The sequence below is a fragment of the Actinoallomurus sp. NPDC050550 genome (genome assembly GCF_040655075.1).
In the GTDB taxonomy this organism is placed as follows: domain Bacteria; phylum Actinomycetota; class Actinomycetes; order Streptosporangiales; family Streptosporangiaceae; genus Actinoallomurus.
In genome coordinates this window covers 118,747-132,923 of the sequence record NZ_JBFAJC010000027.1, presented here as the reverse complement: position 1 = coordinate 132,923, position 14,177 = coordinate 118,747, and the positions used below count along the sequence as shown (strand labels likewise).

18 protein-coding genes are annotated in these 14,177 nt (G+C 69.1%); 7 read left to right on the top strand and 11 right to left on the bottom strand.

The genetic code is table 11. The features are described 5' to 3' along the window. Positions 1-32: 32 nt before the first annotated feature. Positions 33-1,619 carry an MFS transporter gene (locus tag AB0I04_RS32175; protein WP_360892875.1) on the bottom strand — a complete coding sequence of 529 codons (1,587 nt, stop codon included), beginning with the start codon at positions 1,617-1,619 and terminating at the stop codon, positions 33-35. Between the two features lie 96 nt (positions 1,620-1,715). On the opposite strand from AB0I04_RS32175, the gene AB0I04_RS32170 reads away from it, so the two are divergent. After that, on the top strand, positions 1,716-2,429 hold the full coding sequence (locus AB0I04_RS32170) for a TetR family transcriptional regulator (protein ID WP_360892872.1): 714 nt from the start codon (positions 1,716-1,718) through the stop codon (positions 2,427-2,429). 220 nt (positions 2,430-2,649) lie between these two features. Beyond that, positions 2,650-4,017: a cytochrome P450 gene (locus AB0I04_RS32165; RefSeq protein WP_360892869.1), complete on the top strand. Its 1,368-nt coding sequence runs from the start codon at positions 2,650-2,652 to the stop codon at positions 4,015-4,017. 74 nt (positions 4,018-4,091) lie between these two features. Here the strand turns inward: AB0I04_RS32165 and AB0I04_RS32160 are convergent, their stop codons facing one another. From AB0I04_RS32160 to AB0I04_RS32150, 3 genes are all read right to left on the bottom strand, one after another. Beyond that, a complete protein-coding gene (locus AB0I04_RS32160; protein WP_360892866.1) occupies positions 4,092-5,129 on the bottom strand; it encodes a hypothetical protein in 1,038 nt (345 codons plus the stop codon). Between the two features lie 214 nt (positions 5,130-5,343). Next, positions 5,344-6,003 (bottom strand): response regulator transcription factor, encoded by a 660-nt coding sequence (locus tag AB0I04_RS32155; protein WP_360892863.1) that lies wholly within the window; start codon positions 6,001-6,003, stop codon positions 5,344-5,346. Beyond that, entirely contained in the window at positions 6,000-7,235 is a 1,236-nt protein-coding gene (locus AB0I04_RS32150; RefSeq protein WP_360892861.1) for a histidine kinase, read from the bottom strand. The genes AB0I04_RS32155 and AB0I04_RS32150 overlap by 4 nt, the downstream gene beginning before the upstream one ends. Positions 7,236-7,820: 585 nt before the next feature. Here AB0I04_RS32150 and AB0I04_RS32145 point away from each other — a divergent pair. Then, entirely contained in the window at positions 7,821-8,450 is a 630-nt protein-coding gene (locus AB0I04_RS32145; RefSeq protein ID WP_360892858.1) for a DUF4360 domain-containing protein, read from the top strand. A 38-nt stretch (positions 8,451-8,488) separates the two neighbouring features. Further along, positions 8,489-9,133, top strand: a complete 645-nt coding sequence (locus AB0I04_RS32140) for a DUF4360 domain-containing protein (RefSeq protein WP_360892856.1) — start codon at positions 8,489-8,491, stop codon at positions 9,131-9,133. Between the two features lie 137 nt (positions 9,134-9,270). Here AB0I04_RS32140 and AB0I04_RS32135 read toward each other — a convergent pair whose 3' ends face one another. The 5 genes from AB0I04_RS32135 to AB0I04_RS32115 are packed head-to-tail and all read right to left on the bottom strand — an operon-like array spanning position 9,271 to position 11,416. Next, complete coding sequence (locus AB0I04_RS32135; RefSeq protein WP_360892854.1) at positions 9,271-9,963, bottom strand: SMI1/KNR4 family protein; 693 nt, start codon at positions 9,961-9,963, stop codon at positions 9,271-9,273. A 10-nt stretch (positions 9,964-9,973) separates the two neighbouring features. Further along, positions 9,974-10,414, bottom strand: coding sequence for a hypothetical protein (locus tag AB0I04_RS32130; protein ID WP_360892852.1), 441 nt, complete (start codon positions 10,412-10,414; stop codon positions 9,974-9,976). Between the two features lie 21 nt (positions 10,415-10,435). Continuing rightward, a complete protein-coding gene (locus tag AB0I04_RS32125) occupies positions 10,436-10,522 on the bottom strand; it encodes a DUF397 domain-containing protein (protein WP_360892893.1) in 87 nt (28 codons plus the stop codon). Between the two features lie 40 nt (positions 10,523-10,562). Then, positions 10,563-10,655: a DUF397 domain-containing protein gene (locus AB0I04_RS32120; RefSeq protein ID WP_360892849.1), complete on the bottom strand. Its 93-nt coding sequence runs from the start codon at positions 10,653-10,655 to the stop codon at positions 10,563-10,565. Continuing rightward, positions 10,652-11,416, bottom strand: coding sequence for a helix-turn-helix transcriptional regulator (locus AB0I04_RS32115; protein ID WP_360892846.1), 765 nt, complete (start codon positions 11,414-11,416; stop codon positions 10,652-10,654). Before AB0I04_RS32115 ends, AB0I04_RS32120 begins: the two co-directional genes overlap by 4 nt. Before the next feature lie 271 nt (positions 11,417-11,687). On the opposite strand from AB0I04_RS32115, the gene AB0I04_RS32110 reads away from it, so the two are divergent. Then, positions 11,688-12,026, top strand: coding sequence for an ATP-binding protein (locus AB0I04_RS32110; RefSeq protein WP_360892843.1), 339 nt, complete (start codon positions 11,688-11,690; stop codon positions 12,024-12,026). Between the two features lie 126 nt (positions 12,027-12,152). Here the strand turns inward: AB0I04_RS32110 and AB0I04_RS32105 are convergent, their stop codons facing one another. Further along, on the bottom strand, positions 12,153-12,416 hold the full coding sequence (locus AB0I04_RS32105; protein ID WP_360892841.1) for a hypothetical protein: 264 nt from the start codon (positions 12,414-12,416) through the stop codon (positions 12,153-12,155). A 194-nt stretch (positions 12,417-12,610) separates the two neighbouring features. Further along, complete coding sequence (locus tag AB0I04_RS32100) at positions 12,611-13,153, bottom strand: hypothetical protein (protein ID WP_360892838.1); 543 nt, start codon at positions 13,151-13,153, stop codon at positions 12,611-12,613. A 131-nt stretch (positions 13,154-13,284) separates the two neighbouring features. Between AB0I04_RS32100 and AB0I04_RS32095 the strand changes: the two genes are divergently transcribed. Next, the gene (locus AB0I04_RS32095) at positions 13,285-13,497 is read left to right on the top strand and encodes a GNAT family N-acetyltransferase (RefSeq protein ID WP_360892835.1); all 213 of its coding nucleotides are present in this window, start codon (positions 13,285-13,287) and stop codon (positions 13,495-13,497) included. A gap of 187 nt (positions 13,498-13,684) precedes the next feature. Beyond that, on the top strand, positions 13,685-14,164 hold the full coding sequence (locus AB0I04_RS32090) for a Type 1 glutamine amidotransferase-like domain-containing protein (RefSeq protein ID WP_360892832.1): 480 nt from the start codon (positions 13,685-13,687) through the stop codon (positions 14,162-14,164). The last annotated feature ends 13 nt before the right edge of the window (positions 14,165-14,177 follow it).

The following is a 14,177-nucleotide window of genomic DNA, read 5'->3' as shown; positions in this document are numbered from 1 at the left end:
GGCGGCGGCGGCCGCCCGTACCCGGGTGACACTCAGATCGCGACGCCGCCTTCGACCGGCGACTCGCCGCGTCGTACGAGGAGGGCGGCGAGCGCGGCCACGAGCGCGACGCCCGCGGCGACCGTCATGGAGGTCTGGAAACCGTCCATGAAGGCGAGGTGGCTACCGGTGGTGATGGCCTTGGCGACCGGTCCGGGCGCACCCGCCGGGACCGGCGCGACGCCCTGGGCGATGTAGTCCTTGGCCGTGGTGAGCTGGTGGGCCGCCGGCGCGGGCAGTCCCGCTCCGGTCAGCCGGTCGATGAGGACGCTCCCGACGCGGCTGGACAGGATCGTGCCGAGCACCGACGTGCCGAGCACGCCGCCGACCTGGAACGCGGTCTGCTGCAGGCCGCCCGCGACCCCGGCGAGGTGCACGGGGGCGTTGGCGACGATCGCCTCGGTGCCGGCGGTGAGGATGAACCCGAACGCCAGGCCCATGAGCAGGAACCACGGCCAGATCTGGTTGTACGAGGCGTCGACCCCGATCCGGGACAGCCCGAACAGCGCACCGGCGGTGAAGATCATGCCGAGACCGAGCGGTACGCGCGGCCCGAACCGCTGGGTCAGCGCGCCTCCCAGCGGCGAGGACACGATGAAGATCCCGGTCATCGGCAGCATCCGGACGCCCGCCTGCACCGGGGTCATGCCGTGCACCTGCTGCAGGTACAGCGTGATGAAGAAGATGGTCCCGAAGAGGGCGAAGGCGCCGAGGACGATGAGGCCGGTCGCGGCCGACAGCGAAGCCGATCGGAACAGGCTCATCGGCAGGATCGGGTGCGGGGTCCGCAGTTCCCAGATCACGAAGCCGGCGATCAGAACCGCGAACGCGGCGAACGACAAGAGCGGCACCTGGTCGCCGAAGCCGTACGTCCCGGCCTTGATCAGGCCCCACACCAGAGCGAACAGCGCGCCCGACAGCAGGATGACCCCCACGATGTCGAACGAGCCGGCGGCCTCCTCGTCGCGGGACTCGCGGATCACCCACAGGCCGACCAGCAGCGCCACCAGGCCGAGCGGCGCGTTGAGGAAGAAGACCGACTCCCAGTTGACGTGCTGAACGAGCAGGCCGCCGACGATCGGGCCACCGGCGATGGAGATGCCGACGGTGGCGCCCCAGATTCCGATCGCGGCGTTGAGCCGTTCGGCCGGGAAGGTGTTGCGGAGGATCGCCAGGCTGGCGGGCTGCAGCAGCGCGCCGGCGAAGCCCTGGACGACACGCCAGAAGATCACCATGCCGATGCCGCCGGACACGCCGACCAGCACGGACGCGACCGCGAAGCCGATCACGCCGACGAGGAAGGTGCGCTTGCGGCCGAACCGGTCGGCGATCTTGCCGGCCGGGATCAGGGTCACGGCGAGCGCGAGCAGGTAGCCGTTGGTGACCCACTGCAGACCGGTCAGGTCGGCGTGCAGGTCTTTGGCGATGGCCGGGTTGGCGATCGACACGACCGTCGCGTCGAGTCCGACCATCATGACGCCGAGCGCGACCGCGAGCAGCGTCAGCCAGGGATGGCCGTGCCCGGGACGGGCCGGCCTTTCGCGCGCCCCCGGACGGGACGCGAGTGTCGCTTGGGACATGAACTTGCCTCCGAGAGATTCGCGTGGAGCCCAAACTGTCATGCTGTGACACTTGTCGTCAAGCGACGAACGTCTCCGTATGACGACTGTCACAAGATGAAGGAACTATTGGCCGAAGCGTCCAACGTCGGCTACCATCCGGGCATGGAGGCGACCACTGCTGTTCAGGGCTGCACACCGACGGCCGGCCGGCGTGAGCGCAAGAAGCAGCGCACCCGCGAGGCCCTCGTGGACAGCGCGTTTCAGCTCTTCTCGGAAAAGGGTTTCGAGGCCACGACCGTCGAGGAGATCGCCGACGCGGTCGACGTGTCCTCCCGGACCTTCTTCCGTTACTTCGCTTCCAAGGAGGACGTCCTCCTCACGTTCCAGGAGGAGCAGTTCGCCGCGGTGCAGGAGGCGTTCACCGCCCGGCCCGCCGACGAGCCGGTGATCACCGCGATCCGCCACGCCGCGGTCGACGTCATCCGCGCCTGCGAGGACGGCGCGTTCGGGTTCGACCCCGAGCGGTTCGGCTGCATCCGGCAGCTGATGGAGTCCAGCCCCGCCGTGTTCGGCAGCAGCCTGGAGCACGGCCAGAAGAAGCACGCGGAGATGACCCGCCTCGTCGCCGGGCGCATGGGCGTCGACCCCGACACCGACCTGCGCCCGCATGTGGTCGCGAGCGCGGTCAACTCCGTGTTCCACACGGCGTTCGAGCTGCTCAGCTCCGGCACGGTGAGCGCCGAGCGGTTCTCCGACGTGCTGTCGGAGCTGTTGCGGCTCGCGGAGGACGGCATCAACTACCCCGCCGCGGTCCCCGCCGACCGGTAACGCGCATCTCGACGGCCGGCAGCCGCGGGGCCGGATCAGCGGCGGCACCCGCCGGGAACGCCGCGAACCCAAAACGGGCTTACGGCTAGCCATTCAGCCCTCGGATGATCCAAAATCCCCGTTTGGACGACTGTTCCGGTTTTTCGGCCTCCCCCTGGCCCGATCCGGACCACACACGGGTCACCGGCACTCCCCCGGCCGGATTTTGGAGAACGCCGCGATGGGCACAGCCCCCCAGATCGACGCGACCGTACCCGTCCCCGGAGTCCGCGGTGTCTCCCTCGTCGCGCTGGCGAAGGACCCCTTCGGTTACTGCATGAAGGCCGCGCAACAGGGCGACGGTCTCGTACGGCTCGGCGCCGGACCGGTCCGCGCCTACCTCGTCAGCCACCCGGACTACGTGCGTCACATCCTGGTCGGCAACGCTGCCAACTACATCAAGGGCAGCATCATGGACGGCATCCGCCTCGCCCTCGGCAACGGCCTGTTCACCAGCGACGGCGACTTCTGGCGGCGGCAGCGGCGGCTCATGCAGCCCGCCTTCCACACCCGGCGGATCCAGCGGATGGCCGAGACCGTCGGCGAGGCGACGGACGCCGCCATGTCGAGCTGGGCCCCGGCGGTCGCGAACGGCACGCCCGTCGACATCCTCCGCGAGTCCGTCCAGATCAACATCACGATCATCCTGAAGACGCTCTTCGGCGCCGACATCGACGAGGAACGCTCCACCCGCCTGCACGACCTGACGGACCAGGTGTTCGCCGGCATGACCCGGCGGGTGTGGACGTTCTTCGTGCCGTCCTGGCTGCCGACCCCCGGCGCGGCGGCGTACGGGCGCGCGATCGCGGCGCTCGACCAGGAGATCTACGCCCTCATCGCCGCCCGGCGAGCCGCCCTGGCCGACGGCGACGCCGGAGAGGACCTCCTGAGCGCGCTGATCCAGGCCAAGGACGCCGAGACCGGCGAGCGGATGAGCGACCGCCAGCTCCGCGACGAGGTCTTCACCATCTTCATCGCCGGGTACGAGTCGACCGCGACCGGCGTCGCGTGGGCCTGGCACCTGCTGACGCAGCATCCGGAGGCCGCCGCCCGGCTCCGCGAGGAGGTCGACCGCGTCCTCGGCGGCAGGCGACCCGGCTACGACGACCTGGCCGAGCTCACGTACGCCCGGCGGGTCGTCAGCGAGACGTTCCGGCTCTACCCGGCGTTCCCCATGTACTTCCGCGGCTCCGTCGAGGACGACGTCGTGGGCCCGTACGCGATCCCCGGCGGCGCGAACATCATCATCAGCCCGTACGCCACCCACCACGACCCGCGCCACTGGGACGACCCGGAGACCTTCGACCCCGACCGCTTCACCCCGGAACGCTACGACGCACGCGCCCGCGACGCGTACTACCCGTTCGGCAAGGGCCAGCGCATGTGCATCGGGGAGCCGATGTCGCTCACCATCGCCCAGCTCCTCATCGCGACGATCGCCCAAGCGTACGAGGTGCGGGCCGTACCGGGCGCCCAGGTCACCGGCCGCTACGCGATGACCTACCAGCCGAAGAACGGCCTCCCGGTCGTCCTCACCCCACGCGGCTGACCGCGGGCCGAGGCGGCGCCGTCGAATCGAGGTCACGGCCGCCCGCCTCGCCCAGAGGGACTTCCACGTCAGGCCTACGACGGCTCCCGGAGTCCGCTTCCGGGCACGTCTCGTGTGCGCCGGTCCAGCAGCGCGAGGAGTGCGCACATGATGACGCCGGCGGCGGCCAGGCCGACCCCGTTGGCGACGGTGTGCGTATTGGCGCCGAGACCGAAGAGCGTGTGGGCGACCAGCGCGCCGATCACCGCGGCGAGCAGGTGGCGTCGCGACCATGCGGCCGCGGTGCCCCATCGCCGGATGACGGACCACGCCGCGACGGCCACGACGGCGGCCAGGACCATCGGCACCAGAGTCCAGTCGCCGTGCGTGAAGGCGGGTCGGCGGGCGCCGCCGAAGGGGAACAGCAACCCGAGGTAGAGCAGCGTGGCGACGCCGCAGACCGTCGCGACCACGACGGGCGACGGCACCGGTGATCCGGCCCGGGAACGAGGCGAGCGCCTGGACCTGGGGAGCAGCCACAGCGCCGCCACCGACAGTACGGCGATGAGCGCGAGGATGACCAGGAGAGCCGCGGTCGGCACGTTGTAGCCGGGATCCTCCTTCGGCGGCACCGATGCCCGGAGCATCAGTACGCCCAGGAGCGCCACGGCCCCGGCGCCGATCAAACCACGGCGGCGCAGGAACGGCCGGTGCGCGAGGTCGGGAAAGATGAGATCGACCAGGACGATCGGGATCGTGACGCTGAACACCGCGTGATACGCCAGGTTGAGCTCGGCGTACGCGGTGTTGATCCCGAACGGGCGCGGAGCCCACCGTGCGACGTGGTACAGGTGCGGGCTGGTCAGGGCCTGCAGCGCGACGCCCTCTTCGATCAGCCCGTAGACGATCCCCATGAGAAGCATGGAGCCTGAGCCGCCGCCGGTTCTGCGGATCAGTTCCCGGATCGTCAGCACGCCGAAGCCGTAGATCGGGACGTACAAGAGGATCAGCCACGCCATGGTGATCGGTGTGGTGCCCAGGGTGAACTCGGCGACGAGCGGGGTGATGACCACGAGGCTCAGCGCCGCTCGCCGGCCGCGGGGCGGGCGGCCGCCGCGCGACCGCTCGGCCACCGCCGTCCGGCCGCCGGCCGTGGATGACGGTCCTCTCCGGGACGAGCCCATCACCCGGCCCCCGCCGTCTCGTCCTCGACGACGCGTGTGCCCTTCATGGTCATCGTCCCTCCCGGTGGTACGTCGATTCGCTCTGACCGGGACGCTAGAGAGGGGAGGGCGCGCGAGAGTACGCCCGAAGGTTGCCATCGCGGACCAGGAGTTGCGGATCCGGCTACTCGCCGTCCGGGGAAACCAGTCCGGCCTGCTGGGCGAGCAGCCCGGCCTTGGCGCGGTTGGGGAGCTGCAGCTTGCCGAGCAGCCGGGAGATGTAGCTCTTCACGGTGGCCTCGGAGAGGAAGAGCCGAGCCGCGATCTCACCGTTGCTCAGCCCGAGCCCGAGGCAGCGCACGATGTCACGCTCGCGCTCGGTGAGACCGGCGATTCGTGAGATCGCCTCCTGCCGGGAGGCGGCGGCCGTCTCGGTCCGTGCGATGAGCCGCCGCATCGCCGCGGGCGACAGCACGGCGTTCCCGTCGGCCGCGACGCGGACGAGGCGGAGCAGGTCCTCGGGCGGCGTCGACTTGACGAGAAACCCCTGGGCGCCGACCTGCAGTGCCCGTACGACGTTGGCGTCCGAGTCGAAGGTGGTGAGCGCGATCACCGCGGGCGGGTCCGGTTGGCGGACGATCTGTTCGGTGGCCGTGATGCCGTCGACCGCCGGCATCCGGATGTCCATCAGGACGACGTCCGGGGACAGCCTCAACGCGTTCTCGACGGCCTCCGCGCCGTCCTCGGCGGTGCCCACCACCGTGATCTCCGGGTCGGTCTCCAGGATGGTCGTCAGGTGCCGGCGCACGATCGGGTCGTCATCGACGATGAGCACCTCGATCACGTGTCACCCCCCGGCCGCGCCGGGGCGCCGACCTCGATGTCCGGCAGCGAGGCCGTCACCTGCCAGCCTCCCGATGGCAGCTCCCCGGCGGAGAACTCTCCCCCGATGAGCTCGACACGGCGTCGCAGGCCGACCAGCCCCAGTCCGGATCCGCTGCCGGCCAGCGACGGATTCCGGTGCCGGTCATCGCCACCGGAATCGCGGATGGAAACGATCGTGGCCTGTCCGCCATAGTCGATCCCCACATGCACGGAGGAGCCGGGAGCATGTTTGCGGGCGTTCGAGAGGGACTCCTGGACCACGCGTACGGCGGTGCGCGCGATCGCCGTCGTCATCGGCCGCCGCACGCCGCGGAGCTCGAGCGTCACCGTGCCACCGGATTCACCCGCGGCCCGGACCAGATCGCCGATCTCCTCCGCCGGGTCCGACGTGCCGGACGGCCGCGGTGCGGGCCCGGGGCTGTGCCGTCCGTCGCCGTGCAGCACCCCGATCAGCTCGCGTAGCTCACCGAGCGCCTTCTCGCCCGCAGCCCGGATCTGCTCGGCGGACGTCCGTATGTGAGTGCTCTCGCCGGTCAGTTTCAGCGCTCCCGCGTGCAGGACCATCTCGGTCACATGATGCGTCACGACGTCGTGCATCTCCGTGGCGAGCCGCCGGCGTTCGGCGGCCACGGCCTGCTCGGCGAGCAGGTGCTGCTCACGCTCGGCCGCCGCCAAGCTCGTGCGCAGCGAGGCCATCAGCTGCACCCGTGCCCGGGCGGAGTAGGCCAGCGCCGCGGGGATCAGCGTGGCCGCGATCCCCGTCGGGGTGGCCAGTCCGTTCGGCTGCCACGGTTGGGCGCCGAGCAGGGCGAACGCGGCCGTGAACGACAACGCCTCACGGACCGGCCGCACCGTCATGATCACCCAGATGATCACGATCGCGCAGGTCGGGACGACGATCCTCGCCAGCGGATGGGCCGGCGTCAGAGTTCCGGGAGCGACGAGCTCCCCGACCGCTCGCGCGGCGGACACCGCCAGGGCGATCGAGGCCACGGCGCGCGGAGCCCGGATCAGCCAGAGGAGGCTGAGGTCGGCGATGAGGCTGAGGCCCAGCCCCGCCGCCGGGCCCAGAAACCCGTCGGTCCGCTGGCCGAGCGCGTACAGCAGCACGTCGAAGCCTGAGAACACCAGAGCAGAGGCGACGGCCATCACATACGCGGTACGGGCCGTGAACCTGCTCGCCGCGTCCATGGCCCCATCCCACACCATGGCGACCGATCCAAGCACCGAGCCCGGACCGACCGCGACCTCCGATCGTTGCCACCGAGTCGCCAAAGGTTGCCCTTCGTCCAACGTGGCGTCCCGCTCGGACGCTTCGACCCCGACCGCTTCCACCGCGCACCTGACGACGGCGCGGCCCTCAGACCGTGAATGAAAGGCCGCTCCGTCCGTACCCGAATACGGCCGCGCCGTGCGGCCCATTCCGGCTGAGGACCCGGGGAACGGTCCAGGATCGCCATTACCGGGTCAGCGACTCGGAGCGTCACGGGCACCGCATGGAATCCATTCCGGAAGAGGATATTTAATGTGCGCCCTAAATAGTCGCCCCCGGCTACGGATCGACTACCGAGAGCTTTAGTTACCAAAGATGAATTTTCAAGTAATGTTATCTGTTGACGCCCTGTCAGAGCGCAAATATCATGCGTTCACCAGAGATGACCCCGCCATAGCGGAGCACCTACCGGTCGTCCATCGGTCACCCTCTCCGCTTCCCTTCCCGACCTGGAAGACGCGGACCCACATTTTCCATCAAGGGGCTTCGCCATGCTTAAGAACTTGACGATCGACGGTGCGGCCGCAGCGATTCTGATATCTCTCGCGCCGGCTTCCCACGCTTCGGACACCACACCGCCGACAGTTCCGATCACGGTCGACGTGAAGACGGTCAACGGTTCCGGCTGCCCACAGGGAACGGCCGCGGTGACCGAACCCTCCGACAATACGGGGTTCACCGTGAAGTACAGCGACTACACGGCCGAGGCCGGAGCCGGTGCGGGGTCGACCGACTTCCGAAAGAACTGCCAGCTCAGCCTCCTCGTACACGTGCCCCGGGGGTTCACGTACGCGATCGCCCAGGCCGACTATTCCGGTTACGCCCAGCTCCAAGCCGGCGCGACGGGACTGGAACAGGCGAACTACTACTTCCAGGGGAACTCCGAGACGGTGGCGGTCGGCCACCCGCTCAGCGGCCCGTACGACGGCGCATGGCACAACACCGACCGGGCCGACGTGGCGACGTTGGTGTACAAGCCCTGCGGCGTGGACCGAATTCTCAATGTGAACACGGAACTGAGGGTCTCGACCGGCGACTCCGACGCGGCGAATACAACCAGCTATATGGCCATGAACACCACGCAAGGCGGAGTGAACACCATCTATCGCTTCCAGTGGAAGCGTTGTTCTTGATTCCGGAAACGTTGATCCCCCATAGAAGGGACCCGTCCATGCGCAGATTAGTGGTCGCCGCCGCAGCGATCGTGGCGTTCTTCGCCACGACCGCGACTCCCGGGCACGCTTCCCTGCCCACCAATCCACCCCCCGACAAGATCGTCATCGATATCGCGACGGTCAACGGCTCAGGCTGCCCGGCCGGGACTGCGGCGGTGGCCGTTTCTCCCGATAACACGGCCTTCACCGTCACGTACAGCAACTATCTGGCCCAGGTCGGCGTCGGCGCATCAACGACCGATTTCCGGAAGAACTGCCAGCTCAATCTGGCCGTGCACGTACCCCAGGGATTCACGTACGCGATCGCCGAGGCCGACTATCGCGGGTTCGCCCACCTCGAAAAGGGCGCCAGCGGCACCGAGAAGGCGAACTACTACTTCCAGGGCCATTCGCAGACCACGGCCATCACCCACACCCTCAACGGCGCGTACGACGACAACTGGCAGAACACCGACACGACCGACGTGGCGCAGCTGGTCTACCTGCCGTGCGGCGAGTCGCGGAACTTCAACATCAACACCGAGCTGCGGGTGAACGCCGGCACCTCGGACCCGACGAAGACCACCAGCTTCATGGCGATGGACTCGACAGACGGCAGCATCACGACCACCTACCACTGGGCCTGGAAGACGTGCCCCTGAGCCGATCGGCGATGTGACGGCGGCCCGGCCATCTCGGTGGCCGGGCCGCCCCGTGACGTCCGCCGCCTGCGCTCGCCACCCGGGTGCGGTGGTGACGCGATCAGACCATGGCGCCCGGGCCACGACACCCGGCAGGCTCAGGAACGCGCCTTCGCCTCGGCCTGCTCCAGCCACTCGATGTACCACGTCCCGAACGTCATGCGGTCTCCCTCGTCGCGGCCGGAGGCGCTGCCGGTCAGCGGGAAGAGGTCCTCGTCGTCGACGCGGTGATCGGCCCAGATGTTCCCTCGCTCAGGCCCGCTGACGACCAGCCATTCGCGCCGCGCGCAGCCCAGGTGACACAGGCAGATGGCACCTGCGGTCCGCGCCTCGTCCCACAGCACCGCGACCCAGCGTTCGTCCCATGCCTCGTACGCGGCGTCGAAATCCTCGATGACCGGGAAGTTCTCCTCTTCCGGCTGCTCGGCCAGGAGAGCTTCGAGCACGGCCCGTTCCGGCCCCTGGACGAGGAACGGCTCGGCGATCCTGGCCGGGGCGGCGAGATCCGCACCGTCACCGACCCAGTGCCACCGTCCCTCGCCCGTACGCCGAAGAGGGAACACTCCGTACGCGGGCCCGGCACCGCCGCTCCCGACGTTGAGCAGGAACTCTCGATAGTCGTCCGGCAGGGTGACGCCGAGCTGTGACTCGAGTTCGGCGAGCTCATCGGGGCGAAGCGCCGGCTCCAGCTCGAAACGGTGCCCGTGATAGCCGAAAACGCCGGAGGCGCCCGGCGTGCGGGCGAGTTCGGTCACCCTACGGCGCACGTCCGCCCAGTCGGTCTTGTCCACGCGGCGGAGCCTACGGCACCGGCCCGACGTTCGAGATCGACACCACCGCGGACGACCTTCCGGAGTGGGGATGCGCCGTCCTGGTACAGCTGCGGATCACGGATGCCAGCATGACGACGAGCAGCAGTACGACGATCAGGGTGCCGAAACGGCGGATCTTCGAAGCCTTCGCGGGCCCGGCGACCGGTCGTGGCCGCCGCATGGAGGACCGGCGCGGCGTCGTCTTCGGCACCGGCTCCGGTTCGGCGGTGTACCAGCGCGGCAGAGTGGCCTCCGGCGGATACTGCGCCGCGACCGCCTCAACCAGCTCCCTGCGACACGCGTCGCACCCCCGAAGGTGCTCGACGACCTCGGCGGTCTCGCCGTTGGTGAGGTCGAACGACAGCAGCCGGGGCAGGTCCGCAGCGAAATGCTCGATCGACTCCCCCCGAGTCCCCTCGTCGATCCCCACCCCGGCAGCCTACGACCGACCTCAGGAGTTCGTACGCCGGACGTTCGCGGCCACCTCGACGCAGTCGCCGCCGTTTCCTGCGCTGTGGCTGCTCTTCCGCCACGCCACGTTCGCGATCTCCGCAATTCGTCCTAATTGGTAATTTTGGTCAGTCCGCAGCGACCTCGACGACGGTCAACTCAACACAGTGACCGCCGTTTCCACCGCTTCGGCTGCTCTTCCGCCAAGTGGCATCCGTCATGTCCATCCGTCCTCCAAGATCCGGTGAATCAGGTCGCGGGACATCTCTACTGGAAGGGCTCGCGACCGGATCGCCTCATGCGCTTCCGAGAGTAGGCGAATATCGTCTGATTCGCTCGTTGTAATTCCGCGTGCGGCCGTCTCCACGTACGCCACCTCGGCGCGATCTGGAAGGGTGGCGAGGACGAACGACCCGACCGTTCCGGCCGGATGGAGCGGGTCGGGGACGATATGCAGGGAGACGCGCAAGGACGAGAGCTCGAGCAGGTGCTCGAGTTGCCCGCGCATGACGTCGCGGTCGCCGACGCCGTTGCGCAGTACGCCCTCGGCCAGGAGCACGGACAGGCGAGGTGGCGGCGGGTCCTCGCGGGTGAGGATCGCCTGACGCCCCAATCGCGCCGCCGTGGCGGCCTTGTCTCCGCCCAGCAGGGCCGAGGCGTAATCCTCGGTCTGCAGCAGGCCGTCGACGACGAGGCACTGGTACGACTTGAGGAAGTCGGCGTCGGTCTCGACGGTCGGCCAGTCGAACCAGACGGGGAAGGCCGCGTCGAGGACGAGTTCGTCCCAGAGCGTGGGCAGCGTCCCCTTCGTGTCGAAGAGCTCGTCGAGCTTGACGGCGATGGACCGATCGCAGCGCGTCTCGCCGCGCTCGATCTTGCCGATGTGTGAGCCGCAGACGGGGATCTTCTCCCCGAGCTGATCCTGCGACAGGCCGGTGGCGGAGCGATATCCGCGTACCACCGAGCCGAACACTTTGAGCATTCCCGGTCGTTCCTTTCCGGCCACCGTCACCACTCCTCACTCGTCTCGCGACTGTTCGCGACTCGTGTCGCCGACGTCGGCGTGTTTCGCCCCTGGGTCCGGCAGTTGTCACCAACGGCGTCGATATCCACGAACCATGTGACCAGATGTCATCACGCGAATACAGCGAGTTTCGACGAAAGGGTGTTCGATGGACACGGCAAATCAGGAGAAATGGACTCCGCCCCCAAGACTCACTCTTGAAATGCACGCATGCGCCGAGAATGTCTACTTGGTGCGTAACCTCGTCGACCAGGCCGCCGAGTCCTGGGGCCTGTCGAGCGACGTCCGCCACCTCGGCCGCCTCATCCTGACCGAGCTCACGACGAACGCCTGCCGGCTCTACCCCGGCAAGGTCATCCACACCTGGGTCGCGACACCTCGCCACCGCGTCGGCGAGGTCGGCGTGTGGGACCCCGACAGCGCCAACCTGCCGCGCATCGTCGACGCCGATGAGGCCGCCGAGACGGGACGCGGCCTCTTCCTCATCAACGAGCTCACCGGCGGACGCCTCGGCTGGTACCCCTCCCCCAGAGCCGGCAAGGTCGTCTGGGCCCGCTTCGGACCATGACCGGGAAGCTCAGAATCGCCACGCCTCCTTCGCCGGGGCGATGGAGCGCCAGGCGATGCCGAGGCCGTACCCGTACCCCGGGGGTCGGTGTCCCACCGGGGGTCTTGGCGGGCACCGCGTGCTCGGTCATCTCGGCGAGCTGGGCGGGCCGGAGCAACCTCCCTCCGAGCAGCGCCGGCCGAAGGGGGTGCTCACGAGGTCCCCCGCCGCAGCGGCCCGGCTCTGGTTCAGCTCCGTCGTGTCGGCGAGGGACCATTCGGACGGGAACTGCGGGTACCCGTCCACCCGGGGACGTGGAAGGTCCACCGCCGTGCCCGCGTCGTAGGTATGGTCCGGGCCGAGCGGCTCGATGCTCCGTTCGTAGACCTCCCGAGCCCGCTTCCCAACCATGGCGCCTCCCAAGTTGGTCAATGCCGCTGTCAGCAGCGGTAATGACGCTAGAAGGCAGGACTGGCCACCGCGTCCTTCGTCACGACGAACCCCGTGTCCGCCGGCAGGCCGATCGTCAGGGCCAGACGCAACCATCGACGCGCCGCGCCTCCGCCGCGCGGAGGACCGCGTTCGATATCAGGTGGCTGCGGTCCTCACTCCTGCTCGGTGGCAGAGCGGTCGGCGACGGCGTCTCGCAGGCAACCGGCGGTCAGGCAGTGATCGGGCGCGCCGCAACCGCCGCACAGTTCCTCGTCGGCCTGGCCCTCTTCTGCAGAGCCCGGAACGAGCCACCCCGGGAGACCGGAGAAGTCCGCGCCGTCGCCGAGCAGCTTCGCCCAGACCTCGTCGTACGAGAGGTCGAGGAAGGGCAGGGCGTCGATGCCGGCGCTGATCGCCTGATTGGCCCACCGCGCGAGTTCGGTCACCATGGAGTCGAGGACGAGTTGCCCGGCGGAGGTGTGGTGGCCACCGGCGGCGATCGCCTCGATGAGCGGTTCGAGCAGGGCACGCTGGACGCGGAACGACTCGGCGTTGTTGCGCATCAGGAGAATGGCGAGCACGCGCGGATCCGGCAGGTCCGGACTCTGGACCTCCGCGACCGTACCGCCGTCGTCGGTCAGGTCGTAGTCGGCCTGGGTCATCCAGTAGTGGCAGTAGACGCACTGCCCACGCTCCGGCGGGTCACCGCGCAGCACACATATGCCGTGGCACCGCGGACACGGCCCCTCGTCGAAAACGGGCCCGGTGCCCGCGCTGCAGGCAGGGCAGGCGTCGCCGTCCCCGGTGCGCGTCCATCCTTCCGGCGCACCGGTCGCCGTGACTCGCGGTGGATTCGCGCCGCGGCCGCGGCTACACGACCGAGGCCACCCGCGCGATGGTGGCATTCGCCCTCACCGCACCAGGGGTCCACACGGTGTCCGCCGGTGTGGAACCGACCAATCCCGCCTCGGTCCGCGTACTGGAAAAGTGCGGTTTCCAACGCTGGAGCGTGGACGAGGAGACCGCCCGGTTCCGCATCACCACGCCCCTCACGCGGTAATGACCGACCGGGATCGGCCGTGCCCGCAACGGCCGATCCCGGCCCGCTGCGGACGCGCGTAAGGCACAGCGAAAGCGCCCATCGCCGGTCCCCAGTCGCGCCCTTTCCGGTTGCGTGGACGGAGCAACAGACCGTAGACAAGGCCGGTGGACCTCGATCACTTCGTCTACCGGCTCCGGACCGCCATATGGCCGCTCGACGCCGACGCCTTGCTGCCCGACCCGAACCAATGACCACGACAGGGAAGGGACCGCCCGCTGATGCGCATGTACCCGCCGTGTGGGTGCGAGGCGGGAACGTCTTCATGCTCCGCCACGCGCTCGCCCGCAGCGGCGCGGACACCGCTCTGACCTCGCTGCTGCGCCAGGATGCGCTGGTGTACGCCGGGTACAGCGCCGGAGCCTGCACGCTCGCCCCGAGTCTGCGCGGTCTCGAGCATTGTGACGATCCTCAGGTCGTGCCCGACACCTACGGCGAACCGGTGATCTGGACCGGGCTGGGAGTACTCGCCCACGCCATCGTTCCGCACGTCGACTCGCCTGGTCATCCCGAGTCCGAGGCGCTGAACGCGGTCGCGGCGTCATACCGCGCGCACGGCGTTCCGCACCAGGCGCTACGCGACGGACACGTCCTTGTGATCGATGGCGACGACGCGCGCGTTCACTGAAGGCCGCTGCGAG